At 58.4% G+C, this 16,395-nt stretch carries 16 protein-coding genes; 5 read left to right on the forward strand and 11 right to left on the reverse strand.

What is annotated here, in order from left to right:
- On the forward strand, positions 1–126 hold a 126-nt coding region (locus tag GSQ91_RS25965; protein WP_254064803.1), incomplete at its 5' end, for a hypothetical protein.
- A gap of 84 nt (positions 127–210) precedes the next feature.
- On the opposite strand, the gene GSQ91_RS19630 is transcribed toward GSQ91_RS25965, so the two are convergent.
- The 4 genes from GSQ91_RS19630 to GSQ91_RS19645 all read right to left on the reverse strand — a co-directional run bounded on the left by GSQ91_RS19630 (position 211) and on the right by GSQ91_RS19645 (position 5,392).
- Positions 211–2,394, reverse strand: a complete 2,184-nt coding sequence (locus GSQ91_RS19630; protein WP_158823451.1) for a beta-glucosidase — start codon at positions 2,392–2,394, stop codon at positions 211–213.
- A 155-nt stretch (positions 2,395–2,549) separates the two neighbouring features.
- Positions 2,550–3,326: an SDR family NAD(P)-dependent oxidoreductase gene (locus GSQ91_RS19635; RefSeq protein ID WP_158823452.1), complete on the reverse strand. Its 777-nt coding sequence runs from the start codon at positions 3,324–3,326 to the stop codon at positions 2,550–2,552.
- 68 nt (positions 3,327–3,394) lie between these two features.
- Complete coding sequence (locus tag GSQ91_RS19640) at positions 3,395–3,892, reverse strand: gluconokinase (protein WP_158823453.1); 498 nt, start codon at positions 3,890–3,892, stop codon at positions 3,395–3,397.
- A 195-nt stretch (positions 3,893–4,087) separates the two neighbouring features.
- On the reverse strand, positions 4,088–5,392 hold the full coding sequence (locus GSQ91_RS19645; RefSeq protein ID WP_305794284.1) for a tagaturonate epimerase family protein: 1,305 nt from the start codon (positions 5,390–5,392) through the stop codon (positions 4,088–4,090).
- Between the two features lie 232 nt (positions 5,393–5,624).
- Between GSQ91_RS19645 and GSQ91_RS19650 the strand changes: the two genes are divergently transcribed.
- Together GSQ91_RS19650 and GSQ91_RS19655 are read left to right on the forward strand one after the other, a co-directional pair.
- On the forward strand, positions 5,625–5,798 hold the full coding sequence (locus GSQ91_RS19650; RefSeq protein ID WP_158823455.1) for a hypothetical protein: 174 nt from the start codon (positions 5,625–5,627) through the stop codon (positions 5,796–5,798).
- A complete protein-coding gene (locus tag GSQ91_RS19655; RefSeq protein ID WP_158823456.1) occupies positions 5,795–6,226 on the forward strand; it encodes a TA system VapC family ribonuclease toxin in 432 nt (143 codons plus the stop codon). The genes GSQ91_RS19650 and GSQ91_RS19655 overlap by 4 nt, the downstream gene beginning before the upstream one ends.
- Here the strand turns inward: GSQ91_RS19655 and uxaC are convergent, their stop codons facing one another.
- A complete protein-coding gene (gene uxaC, locus GSQ91_RS19660; RefSeq protein ID WP_158823457.1) occupies positions 6,227–7,624 on the reverse strand; it encodes a glucuronate isomerase in 1,398 nt (465 codons plus the stop codon).
- 172 nt (positions 7,625–7,796) lie between these two features.
- Here uxaC and GSQ91_RS19665 point away from each other — a divergent pair, with 172 nt between their 5' ends.
- Positions 7,797–8,546 carry an HAD family phosphatase gene (locus tag GSQ91_RS19665; RefSeq protein ID WP_254064739.1) on the forward strand — a complete coding sequence of 250 codons (750 nt, stop codon included), beginning with the start codon at positions 7,797–7,799 and terminating at the stop codon, positions 8,544–8,546.
- Positions 8,547–8,712: 166 nt separating this feature from the next.
- Positions 8,713–9,174, forward strand: coding sequence for a (deoxy)nucleoside triphosphate pyrophosphohydrolase (locus GSQ91_RS19670; RefSeq protein ID WP_158823458.1), 462 nt, complete (start codon positions 8,713–8,715; stop codon positions 9,172–9,174).
- On the opposite strand, the gene GSQ91_RS19675 is transcribed toward GSQ91_RS19670, so the two are convergent.
- The 6 genes from GSQ91_RS19675 to GSQ91_RS19700 form a co-directional block, all read right to left on the reverse strand.
- The gene (locus GSQ91_RS19675) at positions 9,171–10,445 is read right to left on the reverse strand and encodes an Nramp family divalent metal transporter (RefSeq protein ID WP_158823459.1); all 1,275 of its coding nucleotides are present in this window, start codon (positions 10,443–10,445) and stop codon (positions 9,171–9,173) included. The genes GSQ91_RS19670 and GSQ91_RS19675 overlap by 4 nt on opposite strands.
- Positions 10,442–11,446: an aldo/keto reductase gene (locus GSQ91_RS19680; protein ID WP_158823460.1), complete on the reverse strand. Its 1,005-nt coding sequence runs from the start codon at positions 11,444–11,446 to the stop codon at positions 10,442–10,444. Before GSQ91_RS19680 ends, GSQ91_RS19675 begins: the two co-directional genes overlap by 4 nt.
- Positions 11,447–11,589: 143 nt before the next feature.
- Positions 11,590–13,140, reverse strand: a complete 1,551-nt coding sequence (locus GSQ91_RS19685; RefSeq protein WP_158823461.1) for a GMC oxidoreductase — start codon at positions 13,138–13,140, stop codon at positions 11,590–11,592.
- Complete coding sequence (locus GSQ91_RS19690) at positions 13,137–14,204, reverse strand: glycosyltransferase (protein ID WP_158823462.1); 1,068 nt, start codon at positions 14,202–14,204, stop codon at positions 13,137–13,139. The genes GSQ91_RS19685 and GSQ91_RS19690 overlap by 4 nt, the downstream gene beginning before the upstream one ends.
- A gap of 5 nt (positions 14,205–14,209) precedes the next feature.
- On the reverse strand, positions 14,210–15,481 hold the full coding sequence (locus tag GSQ91_RS19695; RefSeq protein WP_158823463.1) for a magnesium transporter MgtE N-terminal domain-containing protein: 1,272 nt from the start codon (positions 15,479–15,481) through the stop codon (positions 14,210–14,212).
- A 129-nt stretch (positions 15,482–15,610) separates the two neighbouring features.
- A complete protein-coding gene (locus GSQ91_RS19700; RefSeq protein WP_371417132.1) occupies positions 15,611–16,228 on the reverse strand; it encodes a LemA family protein in 618 nt (205 codons plus the stop codon).
- Positions 16,229–16,395 lie beyond the last annotated feature (167 nt).

Below are 16,395 nucleotides of genomic sequence, written 5' to 3' on the forward strand. Positions count from 1 at the left end.
CAAGCTTCAAGCTGGGCCTACGTTGACGTCTTCCGCTGGCTCTCTCTGCTTTGCTTCTTCTGCGTGATTATTGTGTGGTTCTTCAAGAAGGTGAAACCAGGAAAGCCGCCGGCTGGGGCTCACTAGATCGATTCCTCGACAATTAGAGGGCGAGTCGCAAACGAAGAGGCCCCCCTCTTGTCGAAAGGGGCCTCTTCGTTTCATGGCCGCTTACTTCACGCTGATCTCGGTCGTTAGCGGCAGCTCCGCAGACGATCCACCCACCATCACGCGATAGCTACCCGAGGGCCGCACAAACTTCTTGGTGGCCTCATCCCAGATCGACAGGTACGTGGGGTTGATTGCGAGATGAACGGTTTTGTTCTCTCCGGCAGCCAGTTCAACCTTCTGCCAACCGATCAGGCGCTTGGGAGGCTCGCCCGCCGAGTCAGGCAGTGACGCATAGACCTCCGCAACCTCCGACCCGGCTCTTTGGCCGGTGTTGGCAACGGTGAAGCTGACGCTGGAGCCATCCGGTGAAACTGTCAGGCCGGAGTAACTGAAACTCGTATAGGAAAGCCCAAAGCCGAACGGAAAGAGCACCTGCTTGTGCTCAGCGTCGTACCACTTGTAGCCGACCTTAAGACCCTCGTTGTAGTCGACCTTGAAGGAGAGAACTCCGTTCTTGGATCCCGCAGGCGGTTGGATGACCGTCGGATGCGGCAGGTCGGCCTCACTCCGCGGAAAGGTCATGGGCAACTTACCGCTGGGGTTTACATCGCCAAAGAGCAGATTGGCAACAGCATCCGCGCCCTTCGATCCTGCATACCAGGCTTCAAGGACTGCGCCCGTCTGATCCAGCCAGGGCATCGTAACGGCTGTGCCTGTTTCGAGCACAACAATCGTATGCGGATTGGCGGCTGCGACTGCTGCAATCAGCTTGTCCTGCTTCTCAGGCAGCGACAGGTTCGGCAGATCCATGCCCTCCGACTCCCACTGCCAGGCGAAGACCACGGCTACCTCGGCAGACTTGGCCTGGGCTACGGCCTCGGCGATGTTCTCCCCTGAGGCAAAGCTGAACTTCGCACCGGGAGCTTTGGCCTTCAATGCCCCCAGCGGCGAGGTCGGGAACCATACCTCGCGATGCCACGCTCCTCCGGATGTATCCCCAGGAGCATCTACCTGCGCCGAGCCGCCGCCGGAGATCATGCCAGTATCCGCGTGAAAGCCTATAACGGCAATCGATTGCACCTTGGCCTTATCCAGGGGGAGCAGATTCTGCTGATTGCGTAGCAAGACCGAACTCTGTTCCGCGATGTGCCGCGAGATGTCGAAGCCGCCCTGCACATCGACGACACTCTTCTTGGCTGGGTTGTCGACGACACCGCTGGCGAACTCCGCCCACAGGATACGACGAACATGCTCGTCGAACTCGGCCATGGGCACTCGCCCTGCCTGCACAGCGGACTTCAGTGCGGCGCCGTAAAAGTCATTCCCTTCTTCCTCGTTATCCAGCCCCGCGGCAGAGGCCTTCTCCGTGCTGTGAGTTCCACCCCAGTCTGAGACGACAAAACCAGGAAAGTTCCACTCCTTCTTCAGCACATCGGTCAACAGGTAACGGTTTTCGCAGGCGTAATCGCCGTTCACTCCGTTGTAGCTGCACATGACTGCGTCCGGATGGCCGGTTTTAACGCCGATCTGGAAGGCCAGCAGGTCGCTCTCGCGCATGGCCCGCTCTCCAATGTGGACATCGACGTTAACTCGTCCGCTCTCCTGATCATTCATAGCGTAGTGCTTGATGTCGGAGATAACGTGCTCCGCGCCCTCGCAGCGAATGCGATTGCCAACCAGTGTGCCGGCCAGCACGGGGTCCTCCCCCATGTACTCGAAGGTGCGTCCGTTGCGCGGCTCGCGCGTAAGGTCCACACCACCGCCCAGCGTCATGTTGTAGCCCTGTGCGCGAAGCTCGCGGCCGATCAGCCCACCGTAGCTGCATGCCGCTTCAGGATCCCAACTCGCCGCCGAGGCCAGGTTTGAGGGCAACGCCGTCGAGTAGCGGCCATTCATAGCGCTATCGCGCACACCATACGCCGCATCGCTCATCTGAATCAGCGGAATGCCGAGCCTCTGAGGCGTAATGACCAGACCAGCCCCACCGTTGAAGAGCCCATGCACCGCCTGCATCTCAGGAGGCAGATTCTTCGAGGCCGCCATGCCTTCTCCGTGCAGCATGGCGATCTTCTCGTCGAGTGTCATCTGCTGCAGCACGAGCTCGGCACGCCTTTCAGGAGATAGATGCGGATTCATCCATGGCTGTGATTTGTCTGCCGGTTTCTGCTGCGCCCCGAGCAAACCTGTTGCAGTGCAAAATATCGCTGCTGTGAACACAGCCTTCGCTTTGGATCGAATCCTCATGCTTTTCTTTCTCCTGACGCCTGGCACTACAGAATTTATTTCAACAAAGGATAACCGTTTCACTCAGAGCTGCAAGGATATTTTTGCAGATCAGAAATAATTAGCCTTTGAAAGGAGGAACTGGCGCCCCTCCTTTCAAAGACGTAGCGCACGCGCTATTGGTTCACACCGCTGGCCAGGAATCCGCCGTCGATAACAAGAATCTCGCCCGTCACAAAGGCCGCAGCGTCCGAGGCCAGATAGATCGCGCCACCCACAAGCTCCTCCGTCGCACCGAAGCGTCCCATCGGAGTGCGCATGCGCAGCTCTTTGCCGCGCTCGCTCTTGTCGAGCAACTCGGCGTTGAGCGCAGTACGGAAGACGCCCGGAGCGATCGCGTTCACCGTCACTCCCTGCGACGACCACTCCACCGCCAGCGAACGGGTCAAAGAGCCGACTGCTGCCTTGGACGCGGCATAGGCAGCAACTTCCTTGAGAGCGACGAAGGTGTTCAAGGAGGCGATATTGATGATGCGTCCATAGCCGCGCTCCAGCATATGCTTGCCGAAGATCTGGCAGGCGCGCAGCGTTCCGGTCACGTTCGTATCCATGATCGACTGCCACTCATCCTCAGGAAAATCGACCGTCGGCGCGCGCTTGATCTTGCCCGCGCAGTTGATCAGGATGTCGACCTTGCCGAACGCCCTGATCGTGCCCGCACATAGCGCCTCAAGACTGTCGCGATCCGCCACATCCGAGGTCAGCCGCAGTGACCTGCGTCCAGTCGCCTCAATCTTTTTGGCAGCCTCGTCCACCTGCTCGGCACGGCGCGAACTCGCCACCACGTCCGCACCAGCCTCAGCCAGTCCGATGGCCATTGCCAGGCCAATACCCGATGTTCCGCCTACCACGACCGCAGACTTCCCTGTCAGATCCAACGGCTTGTATCCCATGTGTTTCCTGCTCCCTTGCTGGTTTGATATCTCGGTTGTGTCTGGGCTCTAAATGCCTCATCGGCTATTCAGGCCTGTGACGAAATATGCTGCAAAATCTGCTCGACGACCTCTTCCGGCGGGCGGTTGTTGACGACCCGCAACGCATCGGCCGGCGGCTCCAGTGTAGCCAGTTGGCTGTCGAGCAGCTTTGGGTTCATGTACTCGTGCTTGCGCGCAGCCAGACGTTCGGCAATCAGCTCGTGCGAGCCATCGAGCAACACAAAGGTAACGCTTTCCTTCGGCATGTCAGCGGAGAGCGTCACGCGATATTTTTCCTTGAGCGCAGAGCACGCCAGGACGCCGCCCTTGCCACTGTCATACCAGCCGCGCATCAGCCGGTTCAGCGTCTCCAGCCAGGGCTCTCGGTCGTCGTCGTTCAGCGGCTGGCCAGAGGCCATCTTCTGCTTATTCGCCAGCGGGTGATAGTCATCGGCGTCCGCAAAGACAGTTCCCTCACGCTCCGCAAGCAGTGAACCGATGGTCGTCTTGCCCGATCCGCTCACGCCCATCAACACCACAATCATTCACGCCCTCGCATCTGTAAAACCGTTTGAACTCTACGATAGCAGCACTACAAAAGGCAAGATCAAGATATCGAACTGCAACAGCAATTCATTTCATCGCGAGGCCACGAAGAGGTAAAAAGCGATGGTGCAGGACCGTTGGCCCTGCACCATCATCTCTACCATTATTTGCACCGCCCTGAAAACCTACAGAGGCTATTGCCCCAAAAATACAGGCCGGAGGTGCCGCTCAAAGAGATTTGTCGTGACATTCTTCGCGACTATGTCTTCATTGGCCTCAAGAGCTTTCAGATAACGGTCCCCCATCTTGGCGGCAATCTTGAAGCCGACGTGTAGCAGTTGCCGGAAGCTCGGATTGTAGGCTGCATGGCTCTGCTCATGACGTAGCGCGGAGGTGAACTGTTCGCTCGTCCAACCATCCACTTCTGCGGGCTTGGGCAGCTTCGCATCGTCGATGTCGATCACCGTCGCGTACGGCGCACGCAGCTCTTCCTCGTGTGCGTAAGCCTCGCGATAGACCTCTTTCGCAATCTCCAGACCGCTTCCCCCTGCCTCAGCGAGACCAATCAGCTCCTCGAGCCATGTCGTCCCGGCCGTCTTCAGGTGGACGCCGGCATCGAACTTCTTCACACCCTCGTGAATCGCCTTGTAGATCGAGAACTTATCCGATCCGGAGTGAACGCTGAGCTTCAGGTTCGCCGGCAGGCCATAGGTCTTGACGGCGAACGCAATAGCCGCCAAGTCCTCCTCGAACTCTTTGCTGAACTGTGCCACGTCCCCCACATAGTCCACACCTTTGTTGAAGCGGCCTGTGAACTTCGGTGCAATCGTCTGGATCGGAATCTTCTCGTCAGCAATGGCTGCGAGGATGATCAGAAGCTCCACGGGGGTCTGGGGAAAGTCGGTTTCGTCCATCGAAACCTCGGGAACGAAGTTGCCTTCACCCTTCTTCTCCACCAGATAGCGATAGATCCTGCCCGCATCCTGCACGGCTGCGAGAAACTTGTTGGCAACGCCTGTCACAAACGCAGCGTCCGCCTCAAACGGCTCAGCGATGCGTGGGATCGTTACCTTCCCGATCAGCTCGGGATGCCGCTGAACGAACGCAGCAACATCTTCAGGCTTAGCTGCCTTACCGATCTCTTCGGCAACATCCAGGGTAAAGAAGTCGCACGGAGCAATAAAGCGCTCAACTGTCTTCAGATTGATGTGATCCGCATCGAGAAAATACGGTTTAGTCCAGCCCAGCTCCTTCACCGCAACATCGGCAGCGAGGCGAGTCTGGCTGGGCTCTGTACCGATGATCGTGTGCTCACGGTTGGACTTATTCCATACGGGCACAACCTCTACCCCGAACTTGGCCGCCTCGATGCAGGCGGCCAACTGCGCCTTAGCCTGATGCGCAAACCTGTCCCCAACCCCCACCGAAAACTTCGGCAGCCTTATGCCATCACTCATGGTCTTCTCCACTCCGCCCGCGAACGCCTCGGCGTTCGCCACCGTGTGACAGAATACCTACATCCAGTCAGACCGCGCAACTATTAAGTCTGACAGGATGCTCCGCATGTGCATCTTGACCGCACTACATCACAAGGCAGCAGGGCTCATCTCCGCGAACTTCTTGACATCATGATGTCATTTTTGAAAGCATCATGATGTGCGAACAACTCTTACCATCGACGATGACGTGGCGGCCCTTCTCGAAAAAGAAAACCGTCGTGCTGGTGAGCCTATGAAGCAAACCGTAAACCGTATCCTTCTGACTGGCCTTACGCATGCCACCAACCCACCAAAGCCGAAGCGCTTTGTGGTCAAGCCCATCCAAGGTATGCGTCTGCCCTCTGAATGGACTTCCGGCAGCGTTCAGGAACTCATCGATATCGTTGAGGGCTCGAACGCTCGATGATCGCTCCGGACACAAACCTTCTGCTCTACGCCTACTGCCCAGACGCTCCACTCCATAAAGCTTCACGAGTCTGGTTGGAGCAAATTCTGTCCTCCGTAGAGCCTGTAGGTTTCCCACTACCCACGTTGCATTCTTTTGTCAGGCTTCTTACGAATCCGATCATCGCCGGCAAGATCGTTCCCCTCACAGATACCTTGGCTATCGTTGACGAATGGCTTTCTCTGCCTCAAGTTAGCGTTTTGCATCCTGGGGACCAACACTGGAACCTGCTCAAACACATCGCCAACGAGGGTCATGCCGCTGCCAACCTTTTCCCAGATGCGGTGATAGCTGCCATCGCTCTTGAATACGGCGCGGTCGTTCACACGAACGACCGCGACTTCGCCCGCTTCCCGGGCCTGCGTTGGCATAACCCGCTCAAGTCGTAGCTACAGCTTGTACGCCTTCTTCACCAGGTTCACCGTAAGGTCCTGCACCACTTCAAACGCCTCATCCTCATCCAGCCGATGCTCGGCAACCAGCCTGCCCAGGAACGCACAGTCCACACGCCGCGCCACGTCATGTCGCGCAGGAATCGACAGGAACGCGCGCGTGTCGTCATTGAAACCGACCGTATTGTAGAAACCGGCAGTCTCAGTAGCCTGCTCGCGGAAGCGCATCATCCCCTCGGTGGAGTCCTGAAACCACCACGGAGGACCTAAGCGCAGGCACGGGTAGTGCCCCGCCAGGGGAGCCAGTTCCCTGCTGTACGTCGTTTCGTCCAGCGTAAACAGGATGAACGTAAAGCCCGGCACGTTGCCGTACTTGGAGAGCAGTGGCCGCAGGCTGCGAACGTATTCGGTAGGCGCAGGAATATCCGCCCCCTTGTCCCGGCCAAACTTCGCATAGACCTGCGGGTTATAGTTGCGGATCGACCCCGGATGCAGTTGCATCGTAAGGCCATCGTCCACGCTCATTCCGGCCATCTCGGTCAGCATCTGTGCCTGAAAGAGCTCCACGTCGCCGGGGTTCGTTTTGCCGGTGTAGATGCGTTCGTACAGGGCTGAGGCTTCGCTGAGCGAGAGGTCGGCGGTCATCGCCGAAAGGTGGCCGTGATCCGTCGCCGTCGCACCGTTCTCGATGAAAAAGGCGCGCCGTTTACGCAGCGCATTCAGATACCCCTTCCACGAAGAGACATCTTCTCCACTCACTTCACCGAGCTTCTTCAGATTGTCCTGGAAACCCAGGTACTCGGCATCGACAACTGCATCTGGGCGGAAGGTCGGCAGCACACGGCCTTTCCATCCGGAGGCCTTGATCTTGCGGTGCTGCTCCAGCGAGTCGACCGCAGCATCCGTCGTCGATATCACCTCGACATTAAAGCGTTCGAACAAGGCGCGCGGCAGAAACTCAGGCGTCCGCAGCTTCTTGTCGATCGTGTCATAGTACTCGTCGGCATTCTCTGCGCTTAAGCGCTCTTTGAGCCCGAACTGCTCCGCGAAGGCAAAGTCGATCCAGAGACGCGTCGGCGTACCGCGAAACAGAAAATAATTGCGCGCGAAGATACGCCAGACCTCACGCGGGTCGGCTGATTGTTTGCCATCCACCTGCGGAACACCCAACGATTCCATAGAGATCCCCTGCGAGTACAGCATGCGGAAGATGTAATGGTCGGGCTGAATGAGTAGCGCTGTAGGATTTGGAAAGGGCTGGTTATCGGCAAACCACTGCGGGTCAGTATGACCGTGCGGGCTGATGATGGGCAGGTCGCGCACCGTCTCGTACAGCTTTACGGCGACCGCTCGCGAAGCGCTCTCCGCAGGAAAGAGTCTGTTTTTGTCCAACATGAATTCGTATCCTTCGGGCTTCACATTCCACAGAGAGAGCCCACCGTGGAAGCCTATCAAAAATCATAGTCATCCGGTTGGATAGGCACAATTAATGCAACTGCTAAAAGCTTACACTTGCGCGTTACCTCGCGGTGCTACTCTACTGAGGTTTGACTCTTTGGAGCCTTGATTGAACACCCTATCTTCTTCCCCAATACCGGTCGCAGCCCCCGCCGTACTGTCTACGGAACAGTTTTCCACACGCGTACACGCTCTTTCACCCAGGATCGCGGTCTTCGACTGCGACGGAACGCTGTGGTCCGGCGACGCAGGCTCTTCCTTCATGCGCTGGACGATGGATACCGGCCTGCTCTCTCGGGAAGCCACCGACTGGCTCAACAGCCGCTATGCCGAGTACAAACGTGGCACCGTCTCCGAACTAGCCATCTGCGGCGAGATGGTGCAGATCTACCACGGCCTGCGGGAGAGCGAACTCCGCCGCGCTGCTGCGACCTTTTTCCGGGATCACATCGAACGCAATATCTTCCCGGAGATGCTCGAACTGGTAACCGCATTGCAACGCGACGGCGTTGAGATATGGGCGGTCAGCTCAACCTGTGACTGGGTGATCGAGGAAGGCGTACAGCGCTTCAACATCCCTGCGAATCGTGTACTGGCGGCTCGGGTGGCGATTGACAACGGCCGGGCCAGTGAGCGCTTGCTCGACGTCCCTACCGATGAAGGCAAGGTCGCCTCCCTGAAGCTCGCCGGTATCACCGCTCCGGATGCCGTCTTCGGCAACTCCGTGCATGATGCTGCCATGCTGGCAATCGCGCGAGGCGCGTTCCCGGTAAACCCCTCAGGCGAGCTTGTGCAGCGCAGCGTTGAGGAAAAGTGGCCAGTTTACTATCCGGCATCGGTCGCGCCCTCAAGGCAATAGCGTTTCTAACGCGGAGGTTTCACGGGCTTGCCACAGATACCATCGCGCCCCCCGTGAAACCTCTGCGACCTCTGCGCTAAAAGCGGTAACCGTCTATACCGCTGCGAATGTTTGTGGCTACGGTAAATGTTTAAACCGCTGTAACCGTCTACACTGTCAGACAGACGTGAAAGAACCGATACGCAAACTTAACGGGCACCACACGCAGGACACCACAAAACCGTTGCGACACGTTGTAGCGGCATTGATTCTGCGCGGCAGCGGGGCGGAGCGCGAGGTCTTCATCTGTCAGCGGCGGCCTGATCAGCCGATGGGGCTCAAGTGGGAGTTTCCGGGCGGCAAGATCGAGCCCGGCGAGACGCCGAAAGATGCCCTGGCTCGTGAGTTGAGCGAAGAGTTGGGTATCGCGGCCGAGATCGGCGAGCACATCACCACCGTGCACCATACCTATCGCAATGGCGGAGCAATCGAAATCCAGTTCTTCGCCGTCACCGAGTTTCGCGGCGATCTGGACAACCGCATCTTTCACGAGATGCGCTGGAGTTCTCTGGAACGCCTGCCGGAGTACGACTTCCTGGCCGCGGACCTTACCCTGATCCGAGACTTGGCCGACGGCAAACTGCTTTAGTTTCCGGCAACCGCCGCAACGGCGGGATGCAGGCTCTGCCACATCATCACCAGCGACAGGCCAACGACTATCACCGTCGTAGTCCAGGCCACCACATTGAACCATCGCGAATTCGTGTGGTTTCCCATCAATTCCTTCTTGTTGACCAGCCGCAACATGAAGAACAGCACGAACGGCAGCAGCACGCCATTCAATACCTGCGACAGGATGGTCATGGTGACCATCGGGAAGTTCGGCACCAGAACGACCGCCGCCCCCGCAATGATCAGCAGCGTATAGAACCAGTAGAAAAATGGCGCTTGTTTGAAGCTGCGGTCGAGCCCACTCTCAAAGCCGAGGCCTTCGCAGACCGTATAGGCCGTCGAAAGCGGCAGAATCGACGCCGCGAAGAACGACGCATTGAACAATCCTGCAGCGAACAGGATGTAAGCATAGCGGTCCGCCAGCGGCTTCATCGCCTCGGCGGCATCGGCTGGATCATTGATATTGCGCATGCCGTGCGTGTAGAGGGTCGCCGCGCAGACCACAATGATGAACCAGGCGACGATGTCGGTAAAGAACGAGCCGACGATGACGTCCAGCCTCGAAGCCTTGTACTGCCGGACAGTGACGCCCTTGTCCACAATGGACGACTGCAGATAGAACTGCATCCACGGCGTAATGGTCGTACCGATAACACCGACCGTCATGTAGACGTAGTTGTGGTCGCTCCAGATGGAGCGCTCCGGCAGTTTCACAGTCTGAGAGAGCGCCGTATGCCAGTCCGGTCCGGACATCACACCCGCGACGATGTACGCGATATAGAAGACGCTGGCCGCAAGAAAGACCTTCTCCACACTTTTGTAGTTGCCCTTTACCACCAGCGCCCACACCGCCAGCGCGCATAACGGCACACTGATGTATTTGCTGATGTGGAAGAGCTGCATCGAGCCGGCGATACCGGAGAACTCGGCGATGACATTGCCGAAGTTGACGACGACTAGCAGCAGCATCATCACGAACGTCATGCGCAGGCCGAACTCTTCGCGAATCAGGTCGCTGAGGCCCTTACCGGTGACCGCGCCCATGCGCGCGCACATCTCCTGCACGACGATGAGCGCCAGCGTAATCGGCAGCATCGTCCATAGCAGTTTGTAGCCGTACTGCGCGCCGGCCTGCGAGTACGTAAGAATGCCGCCCGCGTCGTTATCGACGTTGGCCGTGATGAATCCTGGCCCAAGCACGGCCAAAAAGAGAAAAATGCTGGTTCGCCAGCGACGCCAGAAACTCATTGTGCAGTCATCCTTGGAAGGTTCGTCGTGGAGAGCATGCCTTCCCGCAACGCTTCCCTCTGCACCAGAGCATGCAAGCGACGCGCAGGTTCGGCCAGCGTTGAATCTCCGGCAACACGTACATTTTCTCTCATATGATGTGGATTCTTGGTGGAGACCAGAATGACGCTGTCGGGATTGAAGATGAAGGACGCCTTCAGCATCACGGCGGCAAGATTCTCCCGGTTCGCTAAATCGACGCCCACCTCCTCCGACCACCGGCGGCAACGCTCCGGAGACGCAGTCAACGAAACCTGCAGCGAACGAAAATTGTCAGTGAGCGCACGATGGTGGATTCTAAAGGGACCGCCCCGTTCAACAGCCGCATCCAGAACCGACCATTGGTACTGCAGCACACGGCAGTAGGAGGGCCGCTCCTGAAGCAAAATCTTCACCTTGTCGCGATCGCTGCCGATCCCAAACGCTCCCAGGGTGCCCTTCGCAACGGAATCCTCGAGAAAACGCAGAAGCCCGTCGTCGCGTAGTTCCTCCGCCTCGGCATCATGCAAAAGCCACAAGTCGATACGCTCCGTTCGCAACGCGGCTAAACTGCGCTCCAGCGAAGCCTTTGCCTGGTCGGCATGAAAGCTCGCCTTCTCCGCGGGAGACGCCACTGCGGACGCTGCTCGCGCCAGCCGCTGTTTGAGGGCCGGTACATGCTTAATCACTGGTCCAGCAAGCCGCCTCGCCACACTGAGCAGTGCCCTGTTGCGCGCCGGCGGGATTCCGTACTTCGTCGTGATCGTACTATCCTGGTGCCGTTGCCGGAACTCGCCAAGACACGCCTCCGCCTCCCCGTAACCGTACATCGGAGCAACGTCGAAGTGACGAATGCCAGCCTCGTAGGCGGCCTCCAGCAGAGCCAGAGACTCACGCCGCCCCAGAGCACCCATCAAGGACGAGCAGCCGTAGCCTAGCTGCGTCGTGGTTCGTCCGGTGTCTGCAAGCTTGAGCGTCTGCACTGTGTCTCCTGTTCTGGCTTTAGAGTATCTGCATCGTTGGCAGGTGGTGAACTAAACAAATCTTTCAAAAGGAACAGAACAACTCGCAACTCAATACTTGAAACACAAAACGATGCCCTTCAGACCGCCGAGCGACCCCGGTGCTACGTCCGGGCCAAATGATCCGCAAGCCGCACAGCCAGAGCGAGCACGGTATGCGTTGGGTTGGAAAATCCAGAGGTGGGAAAAACCGCGCCACTACAGATAAAGCAGTTCCGCGTGCCATGCAACAGAAGCTCAGGACTGACCACCCCCTCTGAACCGGAAGCCGCCATCCGCATGCCCCCCATGTGATGATTGCTGTCGTCGCACTGGCTAATAAAAGCATCATCACTCGCCATCAGGCTCACATCCGGAATCACCTCCGCAACTTCTGCGAGGGAGTGCGCAGCCGCCTGTGCGAAGTGGCGGATGGTATTCAGTTCCAGCTCTGAGATCCGCCAATCCAGGCGTGTACGCCACAGCCCAAGCGAGTCCTTTTCCTCGGCCAGCGTGATCGAACTGGCGCTATCGGGCCGCTGCTCGCAATGCACACGCAGTTTAATCGTGGCGGAAGCCGGATTGTAGGCCCTGTGCTGAAACGCATAACGCAAGGACTGCCGCGCCAGCAGAGGAGCATTCTTCACCATGCGACCGGCATCACCCAACCCAAGTTCGCCGAACCTGCCCCGCATCAGATGCTTCACGGTTCCCTTCAGTCCGTCCAGGGTCTCGTCGATGCCGCTCTGAAAGTACATCGTCGCCCCGCAGTTCAACAGCTCGTTTTTTTTCTGCTCTGCAGGCGACTGCCGTACCTTGGGGTGGTACTTGTAGCCGCGCAGAAAAATATTGTCGAAGAGCGCAGCAAAGCTACGGCGACTGCGGGGCAGCACCGAAGCGGCATTTGCGTCGATATGGTCTTGAAAATGGCGTCCGAGCAGCCCTGACCGGTTCCAAGGCAGGCCGCCTTCCCGCGGTTGCAGAAAAAACCGCACGCACTCGATCGTGCCCATACAAAAGATGAAGTGTTCCGCGCGAAAGACGGCCTCAACCCCTGTCTGCGTGCGACAGCGCAGGCCGCGAACGGTCTCCTGTTCCATCAAGAGCTCAACTGCGTTCGCATGCAGCCAGATGCGAATGCCAGAGTGACGCTCCAGCGTGTTGGCGTGCAGTCGCGCAAAGTTCGGCTCGGGACACCAGCGCGACAGGTAAGACTGCAGTTCAGGGAACTTCGGTTCGTCGAGTCCTAAAGCACGCCAGACCTCCGGATCCTCCTGAATGGCGCCGCTGACGCCCTCCAGCTCAAGTGCGCGCCTATAGAAGGGATCAAGTTCTGTCTTCCCAAACGGCCACCCGCTTTCGGGGATCCACTCACGGCGCTCGAAATCTTCCGGATTGAGCTCCAGGATCTGTCCGCCCCACTTTGTCGTTGTCCCTCCGTGCGCGCGAAAGCGCCCGGTATGGATGCCGCGGTGCATCAGGCCAACCACCTCGCTGCGGTAGGGTTCCTGAGCCGGCTCCTCGATCTCGCGGCCACCACCCTCGACGACCAGAACGCGCTTCCCTTGCCGCGCGAACTCCACCGCCAGGGCAATACCGGCCGCACCGGCACCAACGATACAAATGCCGCCTATGTCGTCTGAACCCGGCCTGTCGTGCAGGAGATCGAAGATCATGCCTGGAGACCTCTGTCCGCACGAAGCGTTCGCAGGCGCTGCACAATCGCGGCTATCTGTGCGTCGTTATGGTAACCATCTCGCTCAGCGCGTGCGCAACCGGCAGCAGCAATCCGTTCGCGCGCGGCCTCATTGGGCAGATAGCGTCGAATCTTGGTAACACACTCTTCGATGCCCGAGAAAAAAACGGCTTCTTCGTCTTCAACAAAGCGCGCCATGTGTCCCGGCGAACGCTCTGCGAGAAGAAATCCACGACAGGCAGCAATCTCGAAGCTCTTATGTACGAACTCATCCTGGTTGGCGTGTGTTATGAAGCTAAGATTGATCTTCGACTTCCAGATTCCTTCGCGATAAGCCCCGCGAAAGAGCTCTCCGTGACCGCGATACAGGGCGTCCGTTGCCTCCGCCCCGAGGGCCTTCTTCCACACCAGACCACCAGAGACCACGATAGGCAGACCAAACTCTTTCCAGAGACGCGTCAGGAACTGCGCCCGGTCATCATAGGGCGTGCCGATGAACGAAACACCTCGATCCCGGTCGTTATCGCTCCATCCGATCGGTGGAGGAAAGTGAAGGGTTGGCTCATAGGCCGTTTGGATCTTGATAACGTCCCGTGCCCCGCTGGCCTTGTAGTCCGCAATATTCTTATCCCGCTGCACGACATGCAGATCGAAGTGCGGAATATCTTTCATATACAGACGCCAGCCGGGATCTCGGCGCGGGCCGAAGGCGTTGTCGATCATATAGCTAGCGCTCACAATGCCCATGGCGCGCAGCTTATCGAGAGTCTCGGGGCGCAGTCCAAGCAGCTTGTCAGCCCAGAAGATATCGGGCTTTTCGCGTTCTGCCATCGCGAGGATGTCGCGGTTCAGCCGCGCAACCCATGGCCCGCTCTGCACCCGGTAGACGATCTTCTTCAGAATGGCATTTTGCGGTTCATAGCTATAAGCGTTCAGCGACACAACCTTATGGCCAAGCCTCTCCAGCGCCCAGAGGCGATACTGCGAGGAGTCGTTGGGCGAGAGGCCTGCGGCGTATAAAACCTTGAGCGGGCGATCCATCATGGCCATCACCCCTCGCGCAACTGCGCAATCACCTGCTCGGCATGGATCACGCCGGCGATGTGCCCATGATGGTCGACCACTGGAAGCGAGCGAAGGTTGTATTTGTCGAAGAGTTCCGCCACTTCCTTGTCGGAGGCCTTCAGGCCGCAACTCACGATGCGCCGCTCAGAGAGCTCTGCCAGAGGCTTGCCGGCAACCGCCAGAAGAAGCCGCGGAAGCGTCACAACGCCCTTGAGGTGCTCCTCATCGCCCAGCAGATAGATCTCTGTGATGGTGTCGGCATCGCCATCGAAGGCCCGCAAGGCTTCGATAGCCTCGGCAACGGTGTCCCCCTGCGCTACGCCGACGAAATCGGTAGTCATGCGTCCAGCGGCGCTATCGGCGGAGAACTCCAGGAGTTCTTCGACATCCTGACGCTCCTCGGGCTCCATCTCCTCAAGGATCGCCTCGCTCTCCTCATCCGAGAGCTCTGCGAGCAGGTCGGCTGCCGCGCCAGGATCCATCTCTTCGATGATGTCCGCTGCGTGTTCCGAGTCCAGCCCCTGCAGCAACGCCTTCTGCATCTTCGGATCGATCTCTTCCAGGGTCTCTGCCGCGGTCTCTTCCGGCAGGCTGGTAAAGATGGCTTCGCGCTCGGAGGGCGCCAGCTCTTCGAGAATCGCTGCGATATCCGAAGGGTGCATCCGCGAGAGCTTGTCCTGTTCAATCTTCAGCCGTACACGCCGCGCCGGGTCACGGTCGATCAGGTCCACAAAGTCCCAGGGGATCGCACGGGCGATGAACTTGTTCGAGATCGTATCGACCGCCGCCACCGAAAGTCCCTTCAAGAGCCGCCGTGAAGCCCCACGCAAGCCAACCTCGACCTCGTCGATGCGAAGCCCCTTGGCGTCTTCCGATGCCTCCTGGCGCTCCCACGTCAGATTGACATCGTTCACACGGACGACCTTGCGGCCATCCACATCGATGATCTGCTGGTCCAGCAGGTCACGGTCCAGAAGGAGATAATCGTCCAGCACAGGAGTTTTGGTGGGCTTCGACACGGTACGGAGCGTTTTGTCCGAGCGCTGAGGCACTGCAACCTGTTCGACAGGCAGAAACGTCGAGCGCATCTTTCCATTCGCTCTCTGTCCCAGGATGAAACCCGCGATATGCGTAGCGTCCAGCGAGACGTCGACCGCAAACTCCGTCACGCGTCCGCACGGCTGGCCGGAGGCGTCGACGACGCGCATCCCCAAAAGGGTAGAGGCGCTGGTCGGCACTAGATTCAAGTCGCTCATCTCTCCCTTAACCTATCCCATCTGCGACCTCTGCGGCTTCGCATAAGCACTCCGGGAACACGTACAGGAAACCCTGCAAAAAGCGAAGAGCCAACGCCATAGCGTTGGCTCTTCGTCAGGGCTGGAAATCTATTTGCCGAAGTCGACCGTCGGAGCAACGTTGTTCGCCGGGTTGCCCTTGAAGTATTCGTCCCGATAGTGGAAGCCTGCGATATTCGCCCAGAAACTATTGGGGAATTGCTTGATATCCACGTTGTAAGCCTCAAGCGTCTTGTTGTAGCGCTGACGTTCGACGGCAATGCGGTTTTCGGTTCCAGCTAGTTCATCCGAAAGTCGGATGAACTGTTCATTGGCCTTCAGGTTCGGATACTGCTCCTGCAAACGAAGCAGCGGGCTGATCGCCAGATCGAGCTTCTGGTTGGCCTGAATGCTGCTCGCATGGTCCGACGACGCCGCGATCACAGCAGCCCGTGCATTGGCGATGTTGGTCAACACCGTCTCTTCTTCCTTCACATACCCCTTCACCGTGGCCACGAGGTTCGGAATCAGGTCAAGCCTCCGCTGCTGCACGACATTGAGTTGTGAGTAGGACTGGTTGACGTCCTCGTTCAACTGCACCATCTGGTTCTTCGCCGAGATGTAACTTCCGGCTCCAAACAAGAGCACGACCACCAGCAAAGCCACAACACCCAGTGCTACCCAAATACCCTTCATCGTCGATCTCCCGTTTCCATCCAGCGTCTTCATCTTTGCTATCCCGGCTTGCGTACTTAGCTTACTGCACTACCAGTCACCGCTGGCGCCACCGCCACCGGAACTGCCGCCAAACCCGCCCCCAAAATCTCCACCGCCGCCTCCACCACCCCCGCTATCGCCACCACCACCGCCAAAACCGCCGCCACCCCCAAGACCAC

Origin of the sequence: Granulicella sp. S156, from assembly GCF_009766105.1 — a bacterium.
GTDB lineage: Bacteria > Acidobacteriota > Terriglobia > Terriglobales > Acidobacteriaceae > Granulicella.

What these genes read in the sequence shown, in the direction of transcription:
- GSQ91_RS19640 (WP_158823453.1), bottom strand. Translation starts at nt 3,892, where the DNA reads ATGATTGTGGTGTTGATGGGCGTGAGCGGATCGGGCAAGACGACCATC.
- GSQ91_RS19700 (WP_371417132.1), bottom strand. Translation starts at nt 16,228, where the DNA reads ATGAAGACGCTGGATGGAAACGGGAGATCGACGATGAAGGGTATTTGG.
- GSQ91_RS19655 (WP_158823456.1), top strand. Translation starts at nt 5,795, where the DNA reads ATGATCGCTCCGGACACAAACCTTCTGCTCTACGCCTACTGCCCAGAC.
- GSQ91_RS19675 (WP_158823459.1), bottom strand. Translation starts at nt 10,445, where the DNA reads ATGAGTTTCTGGCGTCGCTGGCGAACCAGCATTTTTCTCTTTTTGGCC.
- GSQ91_RS19690 (WP_158823462.1), bottom strand. Translation starts at nt 14,204, where the DNA reads ATGATGGATCGCCCGCTCAAGGTTTTATACGCCGCAGGCCTCTCGCCC.
- GSQ91_RS19685 (WP_158823461.1), bottom strand. Translation starts at nt 13,140, where the DNA reads ATGATCTTCGATCTCCTGCACGACAGGCCGGGTTCAGACGACATAGGC.
- GSQ91_RS19635 (WP_158823452.1), bottom strand. Translation starts at nt 3,326, where the DNA reads ATGGGATACAAGCCGTTGGATCTGACAGGGAAGTCTGCGGTCGTGGTA.
- GSQ91_RS19650 (WP_158823455.1), top strand. Translation starts at nt 5,625, where the DNA reads ATGAAGCAAACCGTAAACCGTATCCTTCTGACTGGCCTTACGCATGCC.
- uxaC (WP_158823457.1), bottom strand. Translation starts at nt 7,624, where the DNA reads ATGTTGGACAAAAACAGACTCTTTCCTGCGGAGAGCGCTTCGCGAGCG.
- GSQ91_RS19695 (WP_158823463.1), bottom strand. Translation starts at nt 15,481, where the DNA reads ATGAGCGACTTGAATCTAGTGCCGACCAGCGCCTCTACCCTTTTGGGG.
- GSQ91_RS19630 (WP_158823451.1), bottom strand. Translation starts at nt 2,394, where the DNA reads ATGAGGATTCGATCCAAAGCGAAGGCTGTGTTCACAGCAGCGATATTT.